Origin of the sequence: Paenibacillus sp. FSL H3-0310, assembly GCF_038002785.1 — a bacterium.
In the GTDB taxonomy this organism is placed as follows: domain Bacteria; phylum Bacillota; class Bacilli; order Paenibacillales; family Paenibacillaceae; genus Paenibacillus_AQ; species Paenibacillus_AQ odorifer.
The window spans coordinates 1456242-1475534 of sequence record NZ_JBBODC010000001.1; the positions used below are offsets into that span (position 1 = coordinate 1456242).

At 43.5% G+C, this 19293-nt stretch carries 16 protein-coding genes and 1 riboswitch; of the genes, 11 read left to right on the forward strand and 5 right to left on the reverse strand.

Annotated features, from left to right (window positions below; all coding sequences use genetic code 11):
* Positions 1-2 precede the first annotated feature (2 nt).
* The 6 genes from MHH63_RS06500 to MHH63_RS06525 all read left to right on the forward strand — a co-directional run bounded on the left by MHH63_RS06500 (position 3) and on the right by MHH63_RS06525 (position 7982).
* Positions 3-1043: an NAD(P)/FAD-dependent oxidoreductase gene (locus MHH63_RS06500; protein ID WP_076129508.1), complete on the forward strand. Its 1041-nt coding sequence runs from the start codon at positions 3-5 to the stop codon at positions 1041-1043.
* 144 nt (positions 1044-1187) lie between these two features.
* Positions 1188-2813, forward strand: a complete 1626-nt coding sequence (locus MHH63_RS06505; RefSeq protein ID WP_341171326.1) for a helix-turn-helix domain-containing protein — start codon at positions 1188-1190, stop codon at positions 2811-2813.
* 132 nt (positions 2814-2945) lie between these two features.
* Positions 2946-3974 (forward strand): iron-hydroxamate ABC transporter substrate-binding protein, encoded by a 1029-nt coding sequence (locus MHH63_RS06510; RefSeq protein WP_341171327.1) that lies wholly within the window; start codon positions 2946-2948, stop codon positions 3972-3974.
* Between the two features lie 159 nt (positions 3975-4133).
* The gene (locus MHH63_RS06515) at positions 4134-5645 is read left to right on the forward strand and encodes a spore germination protein (protein WP_341171328.1); all 1512 of its coding nucleotides are present in this window, start codon (positions 4134-4136) and stop codon (positions 5643-5645) included.
* Entirely contained in the window at positions 5642-6847 is a 1206-nt protein-coding gene (locus MHH63_RS06520) for a Ger(x)C family spore germination protein (RefSeq protein WP_076184080.1), read from the forward strand. The genes MHH63_RS06515 and MHH63_RS06520 overlap by 4 nt, the downstream gene beginning before the upstream one ends.
* Positions 6848-6884: 37 nt before the next feature.
* On the forward strand, positions 6885-7982 hold the full coding sequence (locus MHH63_RS06525) for a GerAB/ArcD/ProY family transporter (RefSeq protein ID WP_076281415.1): 1098 nt from the start codon (positions 6885-6887) through the stop codon (positions 7980-7982).
* A gap of 6 nt (positions 7983-7988) precedes the next feature.
* Here the strand turns inward: MHH63_RS06525 and MHH63_RS06530 are convergent, their stop codons facing one another.
* From MHH63_RS06530 to MHH63_RS06540, 3 genes are all read right to left on the reverse strand, one after another.
* The gene (locus MHH63_RS06530; RefSeq protein WP_076127617.1) at positions 7989-8219 is read right to left on the reverse strand and encodes a hypothetical protein; all 231 of its coding nucleotides are present in this window, start codon (positions 8217-8219) and stop codon (positions 7989-7991) included.
* A 142-nt stretch (positions 8220-8361) separates the two neighbouring features.
* Complete coding sequence (locus MHH63_RS06535; protein WP_341171329.1) at positions 8362-9321, reverse strand: ABC transporter substrate-binding protein; 960 nt, start codon at positions 9319-9321, stop codon at positions 8362-8364.
* Between the two features lie 160 nt (positions 9322-9481).
* Positions 9482-11068, reverse strand: coding sequence for an AraC family transcriptional regulator (locus MHH63_RS06540; protein WP_339244256.1), 1587 nt, complete (start codon positions 11066-11068; stop codon positions 9482-9484).
* A 149-nt stretch (positions 11069-11217) separates the two neighbouring features.
* On the opposite strand from MHH63_RS06540, the gene MHH63_RS06545 reads away from it, so the two are divergent.
* The 4 genes from MHH63_RS06545 (at position 11218) to MHH63_RS06560 (ending at position 14895) form a co-directional block, all read left to right on the forward strand.
* Positions 11218-11577: a (2Fe-2S) ferredoxin domain-containing protein gene (locus tag MHH63_RS06545; RefSeq protein WP_339244255.1), complete on the forward strand. Its 360-nt coding sequence runs from the start codon at positions 11218-11220 to the stop codon at positions 11575-11577.
* Between the two features lie 243 nt (positions 11578-11820).
* Positions 11821-12975 carry an AI-2E family transporter gene (locus tag MHH63_RS06550; RefSeq protein ID WP_076127413.1) on the forward strand — a complete coding sequence of 385 codons (1155 nt, stop codon included), beginning with the start codon at positions 11821-11823 and terminating at the stop codon, positions 12973-12975.
* A 19-nt stretch (positions 12976-12994) separates the two neighbouring features.
* Positions 12995-14467, forward strand: coding sequence for a carboxylesterase/lipase family protein (locus tag MHH63_RS06555; protein WP_076278362.1), 1473 nt, complete (start codon positions 12995-12997; stop codon positions 14465-14467).
* Between the two features lie 23 nt (positions 14468-14490).
* Positions 14491-14895, forward strand: a complete 405-nt coding sequence (locus MHH63_RS06560; RefSeq protein ID WP_076127416.1) for a VOC family protein — start codon at positions 14491-14493, stop codon at positions 14893-14895.
* Between the two features lie 47 nt (positions 14896-14942).
* On the opposite strand, the gene MHH63_RS06565 is transcribed toward MHH63_RS06560, so the two are convergent.
* Both MHH63_RS06565 and MHH63_RS06570 read right to left on the reverse strand, forming a co-directional pair.
* Positions 14943-16445 (reverse strand): N-acetylmuramoyl-L-alanine amidase family protein, encoded by a 1503-nt coding sequence (locus MHH63_RS06565; RefSeq protein WP_339248793.1) that lies wholly within the window; start codon positions 16443-16445, stop codon positions 14943-14945.
* Between the two features lie 207 nt (positions 16446-16652).
* Entirely contained in the window at positions 16653-17825 is a 1173-nt protein-coding gene (locus MHH63_RS06570; protein WP_076192262.1) for a substrate-binding domain-containing protein, read from the reverse strand.
* Positions 17826-18034: 209 nt separating this feature from the next.
* Positions 18035-18183, forward strand: a riboswitch (FMN riboswitch).
* Positions 18184-18309: 126 nt separating this feature from the next.
* Here MHH63_RS06570 and MHH63_RS06575 point away from each other — a divergent pair.
* Complete coding sequence (locus tag MHH63_RS06575; protein WP_076104422.1) at positions 18310-19266, forward strand: DMT family transporter; 957 nt, start codon at positions 18310-18312, stop codon at positions 19264-19266.
* Positions 19267-19293 lie beyond the last annotated feature (27 nt).

The window sequence follows — 19293 nt, forward strand, 5'->3', positions numbered from 1 at the left end:
CAATGAATAAACAACTGGAATTATACGATGTAACCATTATTGGTGGCGGACCTGCTGGGATGTATACAGCTTTTTATAGCGGAATGAGAGACTTGAAGACAAAGTTAATTGAAGCGAAGGATGAGCTCGGAGGAAGAATGCTTATTTATCCCGAGAAAATGATCTGGGATGTAGGAGGCGTAACCCCAACTCTTTGTCATCAACTAATCGGTCAGCTCAAGGAGCAGGCTCAAACCTTCGATCCGACTATTGTGCTGGGTCAGCAAATTATGAATCAAGAGAGACAAGAGGATGGAACGTACATCCTGACCTCTTCTACTGGGGAACAACATTGGACCCGCACAGTCATTTTGGCCATTGGTTACGGAATTCTGCAGATGGCAAAGCTTGAAATTGAAGGTGCAGATCGTTATGAGGTGACAAATCTTCATTATACCGTTCAAGAGCTGGAGCCGTTCCGCGGTAAAAGAGTGCTAATCTCCGGTGGAGGCAACTCCGCAGTAGATTGGGCGAATGAATTGGAGCCTATCGCTGCAAGTGTGACGATTGCACATCGCCGCGAACAGTTTGGCGGGCATGAGAAAAACATTGTGCGGATGAAGGAATCCTCAGTCAATGTCCGTGCGCCATATGCAGTAAGCCAATTACACAGCAGTAATGGTGAAACGATAGATCAGGTTACGATCAGTCATATAGAGACAGGTGAAACAGAGCAGTTTGAAGTGGATGCTGTCATTGTGAATCATGGTCTGAAAAGCGATTTTGGTCCGTTAAAAGAATGGGGTCTTGATATGGGCGAGTGGTGTGCGAATGTAACCGATAAGCTGGAGACCAATCTTCCGGGTATATTTGCAGCAGGTGACTTTGTGGATTATGCAAGCAAGGTTCGTTTGATCGCAGGTACTTTCACTGATGCGGCTCTGGCGCTTAATAGCGCTAAGCTGTACATAGACCCAACCGCGGCCAAAGTCGCTTACGTATCTTCTCACAATGAACGGTTCAAAGAGAAGAATAAAGCGCTTGGAGTCGTTGACGACCACTAAGGATAGAGGCTTCTCAAACCATAAAATCTGAAGTTTTATATAAGGCGTATAAGGGATCTTATCCATTTCGAGCGGAGAGAAACCTTATACGCTTGCTTTATATTTTATGGGTTATTAAGTCTAGCAGTCTGGAAGGGAGCAGGAATGAAGCTATCAAATAATAACCCGGTTCATAGAATTTATCTGTTAAAAGAGGCAGGGAAACGCCAATGCGGTGGCGGTCACATCAGTAAACCCCAAATTGCCCAGTCCCCACTCTTCCTGACACCAATAGAAGCTATCATTCAAATAACCATAGAAGGAGAGACAGTATCTCTTAAAAATGGTGAAATTCTTTTTCTAAGCGCAGGTGCGACATATCAAATTAATGCTCCATTAGAGACTGTTATCTCTGTTCTAGCAATTTCCTATGAGGTATATGGGCTAAGCAATAGCACGGAGCAAGAATTGGTCTATGGACTTTGCCGTGAAATTTTTCCGGTCAATGGGATTTTACCTATACGTACGACGAATAAAATAACTCGCTTATTCAGCGAATTGGAAGACGTTGCTGCCAATAATTTAGAAGCACAGGCAGATAGAATTCAATCCTTGCTGTATCAGCTACATCAACTGGTCGTAGAGGCTGACGCTGAAGCAGACATTACGGATAGTTCATATTTCAGAATGCTCTCTTATATCCACCAGAATTTCCAAAGGGAGATTACGCGGGAGATGATGTCTCGAATAATGGGCTTCAATCCTCGTTATTTCTCAGTATGGTTCCGCAAGCAGACGGGTTGGAGCTTCACCGAATATGTAGCTCATTTAAGAGTAAATAAAGCGAAAAAACACTTGATGTCCAGCAAAGCAACAATACAGGAAATTTCGCAAAAAGTAGGCTATACAGATGGACTATATCTGAGCCGCAAATTCAAGCAAGTCACCGGGATGACCCCAACAGAGTTCCGTTTGCGTCCCAAACCGAAGCGGATAGTAGCGTTGCAATTTTTAGGGGATTTACTTGCGCTGGGTGTGAAGCCTGTCGCAGTTGAAGAAGATGTGATGAATTACTCCTTGCTTTTGCTGCCGGAACTGGCGGGTGTACGATCATTTGAGCTGCAGGGATGTCCGGAGGAAGCGGAATGGCCTGGGCTGGAAGCCGATTTAGTTATTGCACCAACCTATCTGAGCCCCCGTCAGCTTAAATGCATGGAGAAGTTGGGGCCACTAGTTACGGTAGAGTGTGATAAAATGGACCGCCTGGAACAGATTCGTTTGTTCGGCAGACTGCTGGGTGAAGAGGAGCGGGCAGAGGCATGGATAAGGCACTATCATTTGAAAATAGATTTGTCCAAGCAGCGCTTGTCCTCACTAATTGAATCTGGTGAAACGGTAGCGGTGTATGAGATTAGGCAAGATAACAGTATTTATATCTGGAATCATACAGCCCGCGGGGTGTACAATCTGTATCCAATGCTGGGGTTAACTCCACCGGACAAGGTAAGGTCAGATGTTCTGGAGCGGAATGATCATTTATGCATCTCACTGTCGGAATTGCCAATATATGCGGCTGACCATATGTTTGTGGTCGTATCAGGACAAGAGGACTGGATGTCGAGGACGCGTAAACGGATTAGTAAAAGTGCGGTTTGGCGCAATCTTCCAGCATTCAGGAATGGACGCATATATTACCTGAAGCTTGAGGAATTTTGGGGCAGCGAAGGGCTTGCGCTCGAACGCCAATTGGAGATACAGACAGATTTGTTAACCGGCCATAATTTAAGCTGACAATCGTCCATAACAAAATTGATGTATTAGCGTGTATATATGTTTTCCCGCGGAGACGGTATATTAAATAAAGATCTAAATGATATTGATTATCAATATCATGATAATATAAAGTCTCAAGGGGGATTTACATTGTACAAAATAATATCGTTAGGAAAAACAAGCATGATAGCCGTTATGCTTACGCTGGTGCTGCTGTTGAGCGCATGTGGACAAGCAGCTAATCAAGGGAATGCTCCAGCTAGCACGTCGGCTGAAGTGGCTAAAAGCACTAATAATGATTCTGTAGTTGCCAGCTCTGAGCCGGCTGCTGTTGCAGAATACTGGACATACGATAGCGATAAAGGCCCGGTGCAGATCCCGCGCAATCCACAAAGAGTTGTGATCCCGGTACAAGACTTTATTGGTGATCTTCTGACGCTTGGCGTGACGCCCATTGCCGTTGCCGGGAATGACATCCTGAACCATCCATATTTCAAAGAGGCGCTGACAGGTGTAGAAGTTGTAGGCGATGACATGACGGTGTCCCTGGAGAAAATAACGAGTCTCGAACCGGACTTGATTATCACTTATCAGGAAGATACCTATGAGCAAATCTCCAAGATTGCTCCAACGGTCTTTATTCCTTGGGGCAAATACGACTATAAGGAACGATTGATCGAGATCGGGAAAATCTTGAACAAGGAGCAGCAGGCTGTAAAGTGGGTGGAGGATTTCAATCAGAAGCTGGAAGCGAAGAAAGCGGAATTGTCTGATCTGATCGCAGCTGACAAAAAGGTGGCGATCTTTGAAATTGCCGGTAAAGAGCTGTATTTATATGGTTCGTCATATGGGCGTGGTGGAGAGATTATATATAACGGATTGGGGCTGCATGCACCTGATCTTGTCCAAGAGGCAGCCTTTAAAGAAGGCTGGGCTTCCCTCTCACTCGAAGCGTTGCCCGAGTACTTAGGAGAAGCTGATTATATCTTCCAAGGCTTCAGCCGTGGTGTGGAGCAGGATAAGCTGGACATTCTGGACAGTGTCTTCTGGCAAAGCCTACCTGCTGTTAAGGCGGGTCATGTATTCACCTACGATCTTAGAACGTATTATCTCTCCGATGCTTATGCGCTGGACAAGCAACTGGATGAGATAGTTACGTTGCTGAAGTCTCTTCAATAAGTTAATTTCAAAAGAGTATAAGGGGATGTTCGCGGAGCTATAGTAGCTCAAGGACATCCCTTTTGCGTGTTCATATTCAAAGTTAAGCGAGGTTATAGATTCCATTTGTTGCATAAAAAAGCGGTGTAGAACAAATAGTATGAGCAGGAGGTGTTAATGATGGATCCCTTTAACTCTACTATTTTGGACGATAATCTTAAAGAGCTTCAAGAAAGGCTTGGCCATAGCCCTGATATTGTTATTCGTAGAATTAAATCCATAACCACACAGGTTGAGGTAGCTGCCGTATATATTGAGGGATTAATAGAAAAATTGAGGGTCAACGAGTTTGTGGAGCATGCGATGTCGTTTGATAAACTAAGTGAAGAACACCCGGTGGTAACATCCGCTGAAGATATCTTTTTGTATATGAAAGAAGTGGCGAGAGGAATCGGAGAAGAACAGACGCTTGAAGATTGGGATGTGCTTTTTGAGGCTTTATTCTCTGGAGATACCATTCTTTGGGTCAACGGGATAAGGGAAGCTATCAGAGGGAATACAAGCGGCGGTGAGGTTAGAACGGTATCGGACGCTACAACTCAAGTAGCCATTCGTGGCTCCAAGGAAGGTTTCACAGAATCTATTGGGACGAATATCTCTCTGGTGCGCAGGAAAATAAAAAGCCCTAATCTCTGGGTAGAGTCGATGAAGATAGGTGACGTCACGCAAACGAATGTATCTATTATGTATATTCATGGAATCGTCAATGATAATACCTTACAGGAGCTCAGAACTAAGCTGCAAAGCATTGATATAGACGGGATTCTGGAATCTGGATACATTGAGCAATTTTTAGAAGACACTCCCTTTTCCCCATTCCCAACATTATATAATACGGAACGTCCTGACAGTGTTGCAGGAAATCTTTTAGAAGGACGAGTTGCTATTTTTGTGGACGGGACCCCGTTTGTGCTGATTGCACCTACAACCTTTTTTATGTTTTTACATGCCGTAGAAGATTATTACCAGCGTTATGATATTACGACTTTGATCCGATTATTGAGATTTATTTGCCTTGTTATTTCGTTATTTGGCCCAGCACTCTTTATTGCGATTCTAAATTTTCATCAAGAAATGATCCCAACAGCCCTACTTATTAATTTTGCTTCGCAAAGGGAGGGGGTTCCATTTCCGGCTTTTATTGAGGCTATGCTGATGGAATTTACTTTTGAGATTATACGTGAAGCAGGAATTCGTATGCCATCCCCTATAGGTCAAACTGTATCGATCATTGGGGGCTTAGTGTTAGGACAGGCAGCCGTACAAGCCGGTATTGTCTCTCCTGCAATGGTTATTGTAGTTTCACTTACAGGAATATCCAGCTTTGCTACTCCTGCTTTTAATATGGCTCTTTCCATACGCATCTTGCGTTTCATCATTATGTTTATCGCAGCCTTTATGGGGCTTTATGGAATAACGATCTTTACTTTTATTTTGGTTGCTCATATGTGCAGCTTGAAATCGTTGGGTTTTCCATATATGTCTCCGTTTGGTCCTTTTATCGCTGAGAATCAGAAGGACGCGATCTTGCGTGTGCCCTTGAAATATATGAAAACTCGGCCGCGTCTTATTAGCCAAAAAAATAATACTCGACTTAAGGTGAATGATGGAAAGCCAGGGAGTGGCAAATGAAGGTCGGATGGATGATGCGTTCATTTATTTGTATATGCTGCTTAATGTTGCTGACAAGCTGCTGGAACAGTCGGGAGTTAAACAATTTAGGCATTGTGACCGGTATAGGTGTGGATAAAGTGCCGAATAAAGAGGAATATCATGTTACTTTTCAGATTGTGAATCCATCCTCAACAGCCACAAGTGCAGGAGCTAGCACCGGACAACCCACGGTCACTATTTATTCTTCTACGGACCGTACGATCTTTGGCGCTTTTCGCAAGACTTCAAAAAAGGCGGCAAGACAGATGTTTTTTGCACACACGCAGCTATTAGTTTTAGGCGAATCTACAGTGAAGAGCGGTATTGATGGGATTTTTGACATCTTTGAAAGGTCCCATGAGCTGCGGCTCAACACGAATGTTATTGTAGCCAGAGATACGGAAGCATCCTCTATTCTGAAACTATTGCTTCCCGTAGAAAGCCTGCCTGCAATTGGGATTATTAAAAAGAGTAAAAATACCGCTAGAATATATGGAGAAAGCCGGGATATCAATGTTTTTGAGCTAATTAATGGTATCAGTGGGGAAGGGTCAGTGGTAATATCCGGAGCCAGAATTCTTGGAGACGCTGAAGAAGGAACTAAAAAATCCGGGATGGAGCAAACTCAAGTAAAAGCACTTGTCACAATGAGCGGGCTAAGCGTATTGAAAAAAGGGGTTCTTCAGGGATGGCTGGATGGACCTCTTGCCCGGGGGGCACTGTGGGTACAGAACGAGATTAATGAAACCAGTATTAATGTAGATTCAGATGAGGCTAAAGATTCGATAGCTGTGAACATTAATTATTCAAAAACAAAAATTAAGATTGAACTCCGCAATAAAGTACCCGTCATTCATGTGAATGTTGTGGAAGAGGGGACACTTAATGAGACTCAGAGTTATATTGAGCTAAGTGATAGAGAGGTAATCGTTCAATTGGAACAACAAGTGGCTCTTAAAACTAAACAGGAAATAACCCAAGCCTTACAGGCTGCTCAAACTATGAAATGCGATATTTTCAATTTTGGGAATGAACTGAAGCGCACAAATCCAAAAGCATGGGAGACTGTTAAGGACGATTGGGAGTCAGTGTTCGCGGAAGCAGAAGTCGACGTTTCTGTGGAGGCATATATTCGCAGTGTAGGAATGAGATTAGAGCCGCAATTGTTAAAGGAAAAATGACAGGGTTTAGTTGAGAAAGGTGGGAGAAGGCCACTTTATGAAAAAAGAAACCATCAGCGCGAGTCAATTATTTGCTTTGATTTTTTTGTTTGAATTGGGAACGGCCCTTGTGGTACCGATTGGACTTGAAAGTGGCCATGCTGTCTGGATTGCTATTCTGTTAGCTTTGCCCGGTGGACTTCTTTTGTATTTGATTTATGTTTATTTATACCGGCAATATCCGGGCATGATTATTAGCGGGTATACAAGAAAGATACTGGGCAATGTTATAGGCTGGCCGTTAAGCTTAACATACATTCCAATCCTTCTCTTCAATGGCTCCCGAAATCTGCATGAATCAGGTGAGTTGTTAATAGCTGCTTCTTACGACAGAACACCCGTGTTCATCATTTATGCAATGATGGTTGTTGCGGTAATTTACATCTTAAACAAGGGGATTGAGGTGTTTGCGCGGACAGCTGAGATTTATATGCTGATTATAATATTGTTGGGCTTGACCAGTTGCTTTTTGGTTATTGCCGCCGGACTTGTAAAACTAGATAACTTGTTTCCGTTACAGGCCTCGGATTGGAAGAATGCATTAAAATCAGCCTATCTGAATATATGGCTATTTCCGTTCGGGGAGATGGTATGTTTCACTACGATTTTACCTCATATCAAAAAAACCAAGGTAGCAAAAAGAACCGGAATCATCGCAATGACTTTATGCGGATTATTACTCAGTTTTACCCATGCCATCGAAATATCCGTTCTAGGAACAGAAATCTACAGTAGAGCCAATTTTCCGATGTTCACTACGATAACGTTAGTAAACCTGGCCAATTTCATTCAACGTTTGGACGCGCTTGTGCTCTTAACCTTAATCATTGGAGTATTTTTTAAAATGTCAGTATATTGCTACGCTGCAATGGTAGTCACCGCGGATCTATTCAAGGTACAAGACAGCAGGAAGCTCGCCGTTCCCGTCGGTATTGTTGTTTTGTTCGGGGCTTTTATTAGTTCAGCGAATTATCCGATACATATGGACGAAGGAAGGATATTTCTGAAATATATTTTGCCATATTTCTGTGCCGCTGTACCTATTCTCTTGTGTATCGTTCATTACATCCGCAGAAAATTAGGGAGTATAGGTTAGTTTATTTTATTTAATGGATTTATTGCTTCTATTTCGGATAGAGGATGTAATTGTATTAACAAAAGGTAAGGAGATAAAAACGAGCATAGTTATTGATTCCTGTATGCTTGTAGCTGCAAAGGAGTCATAGATCGTCCGCATTGAAGCGGTGAGGGTTTCTCCTGATAAAAGGTCGATGATTACTGCCATCAGCAACCCCATAAAAGCAAGCATGAAATATAGTGATAGTAATTTCATAATGATCAACTCCATTTGCTAGATTAACCTTAGGCTAAATGTATTATTACCTCTTGAGTGTTTTTGTAGTCAAAAGACATAACAAATCCCCTACTGCTCCAATGTTGTTGGAAGCAGTAGGGGATTCTAATTTAAGCGCATTTTATCTTGTAAGCCAAGCAGCCAGCTCTTCGGTCTGGGATAACACGGCAATTGGATCATAGTACCAGGACCGTTCTTCTTTCCATACATAGAGATGGCCATTTTTGACAGCAGGTAGGCTACTCCAGATTGGATCAGCTTTGTAATCAGCTTCTGTACGGTTATTGGAAGTTAAGATAATATAATCTCCTGCGTATTTAGCGAGTGCCTCTGTAGAGATTTCCGCCCATTGCTTCTCCATAATTTCTGCGGCCACAGCTGTAGGGGGCTTGCGACCCAGCGCCTGATAGACAGGCTGTCCGCCTCGGCCAAAGTTATCGCCATAGGCCCAAATGGATTTTCCGCCGTCTTCCATGATGGAAAACGTTGCATCTGCAGGGAGTGCTTTGTCTACTTTGGCTTTAGCTTCAGCTATCCGTTTGTCGTAATCTGCAAGCCAGCTTTTGGCTTCCTCTTCCTTACCAAGGAGTTCTCCGAAATAGGTTAATTCGGCATGAGCATCTTTCAGATCACCATATGGCACAACGATGGTTGGAGCAATTTTGCTTAGTGCTTCATAGCTTTCAGCTTGTCCAGAAATAATCAAATCAGGATTAAGTGCGATGATTTTTTCAGGTGACATTTTGCCGTAAGTTCCAGTGTCTGCAACTCCAGTAAGTGCCTCCTTAAAATACATATTCTCCAGTGTTAATCCGGGAGCACCAACAGGGATGGTATCTAGCGCAATCAGACTGCCCAGATATTCCTCAGCGACAATCCTTTTAGGTTGAACAGGGATTTCAATATCACCATTTATAGTAGTGACCTTTTTAAGAGCAGCTGTTTCCGTAGTTTCTGTTGGTTGATTAGTTTCGGTAGGTGCTGTAGTAGCCGATGATGTGTTGCTGGTGTTACTGCCTGTATTCCCCACAGAGTTATTGGAATTCCCGCAAGCGGATATGACTAGAATTAATGTCAGCATGAGGGGAAAAAGAAGCCAATGGGATTGTTTGGTGCTATTTTTTCCTGGATTATGCAATTTGTTGTTCCTCCTATGTATATTGATTATCATTCTCAATAAGAACTTTACAAGCTTCACCGGGTATTTACTATGGACGGATATGATCTCAGCTTATGCAAATTTATGATGTCATTACCCGTAGCAATTCTTGAAGCTGTGCCTGTGAGGACAGTGGGTCAAATCCGTAGAACATATCACCTTGGTTCAGAATATATACCCGTCCGTTACGTACTGCATCTAATTGCTTCCAGGCCTTAGAATGTAGTAGGCGAGTAAAACGTTGTCTTCCCTCAGATGATGAAGGGATGCTGGTGATAATAATATGGTCAGCAGGGAACGATACGATATCCTCAATGGATGCCTCTAAGTACCCGGAATCTGTGATCCCTTTTTCAATAATTACGGAGGGGGGCTTGAAGCCAAGATCACCGTATAGAATTTGGCAACCTCTGCCGAAGCTGCTACTGAAACAGTAGGCGGATCGGGAGCTAACCTCCCACACGATAGCCGTACCTCTCTCCATTCCTATTGCATGGTTTAATAACCCGTTGGCGGTAAGACAAAGTCTGTCATAATGACTTAACCATTGTTCAGCACGCTGTCGTCGATTCACAACCTCGGCAATCAGAGCAAATTGCTCTCGCCAACTCATTTGCATAAAGGGCAGCTCAATAACCGGAGCAACAGGAGTCAGAATCTTATTGTCGGGTAGACTGTAGCCGATAATGACGTCTGGTTTTACCGCAGCTACTGAGTCATAGAGTAATGAAAATTTACCTTCGCTCATTTGAAGCTGCTTGGAAGCGGGAACTTGTTCCAAGCTATGCTGCCATTCGGAATAAACCCCGAGTTGAGGCATGATTTCCAGTACTCGCAGGCTAGCGGTGTGATTATAGTTCAGGGCAACGACCCGTTTATTCTTATTCTGGTAGGCTGTAGGTGAAACGCCAACAAGCTGTTTGAATTTTCGGCTCAAATAAGTTCCCTCTTCGTAACCAACCTCATGTGCCAAAGTAGTCAGATTGGGGGAACTGGTGAGAATTCGTTGCTGGGCTTTTCGGATTCTTAATAGTGTAATATAAGCACTGAAGGATAGACCTATTGATTTGCGAAAGGCTCGCGAAAAGTGCTCAGGGCTCACTTCAGCTAAAGCAGCCATTTGATCCCGTGTGATATCTTCATTGTAATGAGCTTCTATATACTCCGTCACTTGCTCCATCCAACTGCTTGATCTTTCTTTACGGGATGTCAGTTCACTATGAAGCTCCACTAGGAACTGGGTGAATAGCTGCTGGACCCTAAACGGCTTTTGCTTATCAGCGTCTATCCAAGCACTGTAAAGCTCACCTGCCAAGGCTGTCAAACGTGTAGAGGCATGGTGGACAGGGGAGTTGTCATTTATAAAAATGTCCTCATCTTTACTCTGGGGTATACAGGAATACTCCATCCATATCCCCTTTAACTGTAATTCAGGTTCCATCTTCAATAAAGAAGAACTACTAAGGGCTATTAAGCTTCCGGCCATGACCTTGTGTAGCTTACCGTCTATTTCAAGAAAACCTTTCCCATCCCAGATTATCATAAGGCTGGAATTAGTAGAAGAAATGTTTGAGGCTGTGTAGTTGGTTATTCCCGATAAGCTGATGACCCGAAGGGGCATATAAAAAGGATGGGATGAATAAGGCATCCCGTCGGATTGGATCTGCATGTAGTAATCCCCTTCTTTTCATTGATAATCATTCTCATTTATAGTATAACAGTCTTTCTTACTATTGACTATAATGATGCTTATGATAGTGTTTAAAATAATCCACGAACGGAATAGGGTTAGCTGATAGGAAGGGGTTGAAGTCATCCATGACGACCTGGAATTTACAAGGAACTGTAAGTCACTTATTAATATGTAACGGTAGCAGCTGCAAGAAACATAAAGGTGAAGAGGTAGCTGAAGCGATAGAAGATGAGATTGAGAAGCTGGGCGCACAAAGTCTTATACATACGACTGTGACCCGTTGTAATGGAAGATGTTCAGATGCTTGTGTGGTGATCGCTTATCCCGAAGGTGTGTGGTACAAAGAGATTACACCTAAGCTGGCGAAATCATTAGTGCGGAAACATTTGCAGGGGGAGAAGCTTGAAGGTCACGTGTTATACACCTATGATGGACAATTGATTGCTTCAAATGAAAAGGACGCTAAAGGGAAAAAGAAAAAATAGCAAGGCTTGGGAGTACCGTTTAGTTGCGGTTCTAACCCTGTACAGAGGAATATCTCGTGCAGGGTTATTTATTTATAAACAGGGGAGGATTATGATTGAATCGGATCATGACCAGACTCGTAATAGGACTGTGTGCTTAATTAAGGACATCAAATTTGACTTGCAGGGCTAACGTTGACTATGCTATTAAAAAGTGAATGAAATAACACAGTATATATGATGGTTTATAGGGGAGAGGGTACGATGGAGAGGCTGCAGGTGTGGCCAGAGAAGTTCAAAAAATTTTTTCTGAATAATAAATTTGTAGTAGTGCTGCTCATTATGCTGCTGGTTGGAATTAATATTCTGGTATTCTCCAAAATACCGTTTATTTTTAAGCCGATATCAGTATTGCTGCACACCGTGGCCGCACCATTATTACTGGCAGGTATAGCTTATTATTTGCTGAATCCGTTGGTAGATCGGATGGAGAAAAGATCCCGAATAAAACGTGTATATGCAATAATCATCCTATATTTGTTGATTGCTGGTATCATCACGCTGGTTTTGTTTATGGTCATTCCAATTATACGGACTCAGCTATCAGGATTGATCGACAATTTTCCAAGGTATAGTGAATTAATTCAAGAACGGTTTATGGATCTGACCGGAACGGAGTTCTTTGGGCAAGTTCAAGATAGTATCGGAACGAACCTTAGTGAGATAACATCTAAGATAACAGCGTGGGGCAGTTCTTTTCTGAATAATGCCTTGACGGGTGTTGGCAGCTTTGTAGGAGCCCTTACAGAGATTGTCTTGGCGGTTGTAACGACGCCATTTATTTTGTTCTACTTGCTTCGCGATGGGAAAAAATTGCCGGATTATATTCTGAAGTTTGTACCTACTTCTCTGCAGCCGCAGACTCGTATGGTCATGTCGGAGATGAACAGTCAGGTATCCTCTTACATACGCGGGCAAATTATAGTCAGCTGCTGTATTGGTCTGCTGCTCTATATTGGCTATTTAATCATTGGTTTGGAGTACTCTCTCGTTCTGGCTATTGCTGCTGCTTGTACAGCAGTTGTTCCTTATCTGGGCCCGGCAATCGCGATTACACCTGCCCTAATTGTGGCGATGGTCACTTCTCCATTTATGCTGCTGAAGATGATTATCGTGTGGACAGCTGTTCAGCTGATTGAAGGGAAATTCATCTCACCACAGATCATGGGCAAGACGTTGAAGATTCATCCGATAACCATTATTTTTGTAATTATATTCGCAGGTAAAATGTTTGGGATTCTGGGAATTATCCTTGCAGTTCCGGGTTATGCGGTACTTAAGGTGGTATTTACACATCTTTTTGAATGGTTCCGGTTTCGATCCGGCTTATATAAACAGATTGAAGAGAATAAGGAATAATGTGGAAGGGTGAAATGTAATGGGAGGACCAATAGCAGTAACCTCTTACGGTAAGCTTCAAGGAATACAGGAGGGGGACGTGAACATTTGGCGCGGGATCCCTTTTGCAGCTCCACCTGTTGGAGAACTTCGGTTTCGTGCACCACAGCCACCAGAGGCCTGGGATGGGATTAGAGATGCTTCTGAATTTGGTCCAGTTAGTCATCAGCCAGCGGATACGAGAGGTACTCGGTTCGGTGGCAAGACGCCGCTTCATTCCGAGGATTGTCTGTATTTAAATATTTGGGCGCCAGCAGTTCATGATGAGCCCCTGCCTGTTATGTTCTGGATTCACGGGGGGACGTTTGTGACCGGGGCTGGAAGTCAGCCACAGTTTGACGGCACAAGCTTCGCTGAGCGAGGCAAAGTAATTTTAGTGACCATTAACTATCGGCTGGGTCCATTTGGATTCATGAATTTGTCTCCATTTGGCCATGGGCTTGCTTCTAATCAAGGATTATTGGATCAAATTGCCGCGCTGGAATGGGTAAAACTGAATATTGCTGCTTTTGGCGGGGACCCGCAGCGGGTAACTGTATTCGGAGAGTCAGCAGGGAGTATGAGTATCGCAGCCCTTTTGGCTATGCCAGCAGCGAAAGGGTTGTTCGCTGGCGCGATTATGCAAAGTGGGGCTGCTCAGACGCTGCCTAACGAGCAAGGAAAGTACATTGCAGCTGCACTGCTAGCTGAATTAGGGATTGCCCCAGATGGAGATGCCAGTCTTCTGCAAACATTTTCTTCTGAACAAATTATCGATGCAGCCGCAAGAATGACTAAAAAGTTAACGGGTGGCTCAATTGGCATGTTATTTCAGCCTGTCATTGATGGGGATATACTTCCTGTAGAACCTGCACAGGCTGTGGCAGAAGGATCGGCACATGGTATTCCGCTATTGATCGGAACCAATCGTGATGAGGGCAACTTGTTCTTCAGAGAAGAATCACCTGAGGCAGACTTTGACGAATCACTCAAGGCGCTGGAGCAGATGATGGGTACTGGGAGTCTGAAGGAAATTGCTAACCATTATTCTTCCACCTGGGAGGGACAAGCTGAAATTCTAACGGATCTTTACTTCTGGACAACCTCGGTGTCTCTGGCGGAAAACCAATTGAATTATGCACCAGTCTGGATGTACCGTTTTGACGGCACGATCCCAGGTCATCCTTTGTTAAATAAAGCTGTGCATAGTGCAGAAATCGTTTATGCCTTTAATAATCTATCTCATCTAACCCATCTTAGGGCAGAAATTAATCCAACGATGCAGAAGTTGGCTGAAGTTATGCATGACGCTTGGATTGCTTTCGCTCATCAAGGAAATCCGGCTACAGCAGAGAGGGTATGGCCGAAATACAATCTGGAGGAACGGGCTACCTTGATCTTTGATGAAGATACGCATGTAGCTTATGATCCTGAGTCAGAGAAACGCAAAAGAATTGTCACTATGCTGGCTTAAGAAGATTGAGAGGCTGAATAAAGATGCAGGTAGAAGGTTTTAACCATGTGACCGTAAATGTCAGTAATTTAGCAAATTCCCTGAATTTCTACACAGGAATTCTGGGCCTTCAGCTAGTTCATAGAGGTAAAACTGATGCTTATCTGGAATGGGGAAGTGCCTGGATATGTCTTCTTGAAAAGCCTGATTATATGTCGATTGCAAATAATGTGGTTGGGGTAGACCATATTGCTTTTAGTATTGCAGAGGAACATTTTGAGGAAGCCGTCCAAGGATTGCTAACCCAGAATGTGCCCATAATTAGAGGACCAATCAAACGGGGAATAGGCTGGACGGTCAATTTTCTAGATCCAGATGGTATACAGCTGGAGCTGCATACCTCGAATCTGCGGGAACGAATGAGTGTTTGGAACACTGCTACCGAATAAAGATGGGTGTCCTATCAGCCTAAACGGCTAATGGGACACCCATTTTTTTAACGACCTAAATATTCTTTGATTCCTAAAACTACTGCTTCGGCTATTTTATTTTGGATGTCCGGGGTAAACAGCAATGCTTCATCCTTGGTATTGCTTAAGTAACCACATTCTAATAATATTGCTGGCATTTTGGTTTCTCTTGTTACATGATAGTTTGCTTGACGAACCCCTCGGTCCTGCAGTCCTGTAGCACCTGCGAGGTATTTGTGAACGGTTTGAGCGAATAATAAGCTATCATTGCGTGTGTAATAGGTCTCTGTGCCACTAGGGTTACTTTTACTGCCCGCCGGAATACTATTGGCATGAACAGAGATAAATAGATCGGCTTTTACATTGTTGGCGAGGTTAGATCTGTCCTGTAGAGTTGGGTATGTATCGCCACTGCGCGTGAGTATAACCTCGATATTTGGTTCTTTCTTTAGTAATTCTGCAATTTTCAGTGCTGTCGGCAAGGTGAAATCTTTCTCTTTAAGCTTGTTAACACTTGAACTCCCTGGATCTTTCCCACCATGTCCTGCATCGATGACGATTATCTTCTTGTCTGTGTTGCCGGTAGAAGGTGGAGGAGTTGTAACCGGTACTTCTGGTAAGGTGGTTTCAGGAAGCGTAACGCTAGTCCCATTAAGATCCACAATAATAAGTCCATCATTAGCATTTATCAGACTGTAGCTATTAGCGCTGTTTAGATCAATGACGATCCGAATGGTAGATGGGGAACTGCTGAACAATGAATAGCGAACGGCAGAGACATTAGGATAGTCAGTAACCGTTAACTGTCCGCTTTGGTTCTTTCCTACGGACAGATTCTGATGGAAGTCGGTTCCAAAGCCAGTATTCGGTAAATCCACGACAATTCGGTCTTTGTCTGTCATAGTGAACACGGTAGGTTTTATACTGCCGTTCACTGCAATAACCAGCTGGTTATCGATGAAGCTAAGATTGGTGACTGTAGCTACTGAGCTATTCCCTTCAGTTGCTGTATTCCCGTTTGATCCGTTGTCTGAAGGTGCTGTTGGAGTGGGTTGTGGAACCGTAATTTCCGGATCGCTTCCCCCAATCTCAGGTACTGGAGAGGTTAAATATACGGTTTTGGTTACATTGTCCCAACCGACAGTAGTTCCTGTCTGTTCCCCAACAAATCTTAAAGGAACAAGGGTTGTGCTGCCACTGAGAAACGGAGGATTGTCCAGTTTGACTTGTTTCCCTGAAGCTTCTGCCATCGTATTATCCACGATCAGCTTTAAAGTAGTTCCCTTTTGCTCAATGATCGCCGTCTTGGTCACATTATCCCATTTCACGGTATAACCAAGCTGTTCCGCAACAACACGAAGAGGAACCATTACACTGCCATTTACAATTTGTACCTGTGCTTCTTTTGAAATCTTAAGATCGTTGCCGTCTAGGTTGATGTGTGTTTCCGCAGAGCCGGCATAACCAGTTCCTGGATGAACCAGCACCAACAAAAGCAGCAGTAACGCCAAAAAACCAAACTTTTTCATCTGCAATCCCTACCATCCCCGTTTATTGGTCTCTAGCAATTCTTACTTTTTCTTCCTTTGATGCCGTTTAAGGCTCGTATAAAGTATAAACGACAATAGTTTCCAAAAGTTGCGCTCTACAACAGATAAAAAGGAAAATTTTCGGTATAAAAATAGAAAAAGAGCCTTCCCAAACATTTGGGATAGCTCTCATTTGCTAGAGAGATTTTATTTTAACGATGTATAACCTGTTTTCTCTACCAATTTCTGACCTTGAGCAGATTGAATCCAATCCAGAAAGGGCTGAATATTAGGGTTGTCGCTTCCCGCGGTCACTGCATAAAATTCTGTTGCCAAAGGGTACTGTCCACTACGAATACTTTCCTTGTCTGGTTGAATACCATCGATGGCCAGCAGGGCTATTTCCCCGTTTCGATTCATTTCTGAGGCGTAAAATAAGAAGCTGTAGCCCAGTGCATTTTTATAGTTGCGATAGCTGGAGGTTTGTTGAATGATACCGCTCATAATATCCGCTACGTCTTCTTGAGGCGGCTTCATGAGTGGAGTGTCCTTCATAAACTTTTGCAACATCGTCTGGCTTCCGCTATCTTCAGGTCGTTGAAAAGCACGGATTCGGTTATTAGCTCCGCCTACATCTTTCCAATTTGTGACCTTGCCTGCGTAAATATCTTTAAGTTGAGCGGTGGAAAGTCCGGTTACGTCGTTTCGTTTGTTTACAAAAAATACGAAGGCCTCGCGGCCGATCGGCGTAAGCTTCAGTTCGACACCTTTTCTTTTAGCTTCTTTTTGTTGTGCAATTGACGGAGCCGCTACAAATATAATATCGGTTTCTCCTTCAATTAATCTCTTGTAAGCTTCAGGCGTGCTGCTGCAAATTACTTGACTTGCTTGAAAATCATACGGATTATAATAACCCTCAGGATAAGTAGATTGAACGAAAGCTGAATACAGTGGATAAAGTGCGGTTGCGCCGTCCAATCTTGGAAGATCGCTATCGATATGATAGGAAGAAGGCTCGTCCAGATTCACTGCTTTGGTCTTCTCAGCAAAGGGTTCATACTGTAGCAGATTAACCTCCCGATCATCGACAGTGGCAATTCTGTTGACGTACGCTTGCTTGATCTCATATCCTGCGGTCGCGAGCAGACTAAGTCCGAGGATAGATAACAATACAATATTGCTTGTTCTTCGGGACAACACATTAAATATGATGAGTACAACATAGATGGCTAATACGATCGCTAAGATCGCCACAAGTGGGGTATAAAACAGCAGTCCTCCGTAAAGCGCAGTAATTATAGCACCTATGAATCCTAAAAAAGCTATTCCTCCAACGGCAAAAATGGAGAACAATAATTTCGTCCAGAATGCTTCTTTCATAACAACCTCCTCGACATGATTACTAAACTATGGAAAAATCAACATAATTTCATTATACAGAAGTTTTTTGGATGAAGCAGTAGAACAATTACGAACAAACATGTAATAAAATGCTGCGAAACATGAAAGTAATGTGTACATTTTCATAAAGTACTGGACGAATGGCTTGAAGAGGTTTATTCTGAGATTGTGAAAAAAACAACGGAATACAAGATTCTCGGGGTAGGGTGAAATTCCCGACCGGCGGTAATGTTCAAAGCGAACTGAGCCCGCGACTCACTTGTTCTGCTTGCAGAGAAGTGACTGATCTGGTGTAAATCCAGAGCCGACGGTAAAGTCCGGATGGGAGAGGATCATAAGATAAAGACGCTAGGAGTCTATCCTTGTACGTCTTTATTGATAATGCCCCCGAGTTTACCTATTTGGTAATTCGGGGGTTTTTGGTCTCTTATCGAGGGTTTGTATCGACAAGGAGAAGGAAATTATGAGTAATGTTACAGCTTCATCATCAACTAAGGTTGGCAGTACATCAGCGCTACGCAGTGGATTTTGGCTCGTTGTGATTGGTGCAGCATTATGGGGCGTTGATCCGCTCTTTCGTATCATCCTGTTAAAATCCTTAACCTCATCGCAAATTGTTCTTCTGGAGCATGTGGTGCTTTTCTTGGCTGCTTCACCTGTTCTTTGGCGTCACCGGGCGGAGCTTAAAGGAATTGGATTTCGCCAGATTGGTGCTTTATTGATTGTTTCATGGGGAGGCTCTGCCGGGGCGACGATCCTATTTACGATGGCACTTTCCAGTGGGGATTTGAATGCAGTGCTGTTACTGCAAAAGCTTCAGCCAATATTCGCTATCGGTCTCGCTGCTTTAATTCTTAAAGAACGTTTGCCAAAAAATTTCGGACCACTCATTGTGTTGGCGCTGGTAGGAACCTATCTGCTGACCTTTGGCTGGAGTATCCCTTTCGGACATGTGAATAACTTTATTGGGGTTAGCAGTCTGATGGCCTTGGGAGCAGCTGCACTGTGGGGGGGATCGACAGTCATGGGACGTTATCTGCTCGGTTCTATGAAATATGAGACAGTGACTTCGCTGCGGTTTATCCTTGCGCTTCCTTTACTTTTCGTTATCACTACGCTAGAAGGTGCCCCGTGGCAGATTCATGGCGGGTTTGGTGCATCGGCAGCTATTGCGGTTAATTTATTGCTGCAAGCTTTGCTGCCAGGACTTCTTAGTATGTTGTTGTATTACAAAGGACTTAGCACGACCAAAGCTTCCTTCGCCACATTGGCTGAACTCAGCTTTCCTATGACGGGAGTAATCATCAACTGGATTGTGTTCCAACAGCTGGTCACTATCCCGCAGATTCTCGGATTTGCCTTGATCTGGGTCGCTTTATTCTTTTTATCTAATCAACAGTCCAAACCACAAACGCTCTGAGCAGATTGAAGTGGAATGGTTCTACCT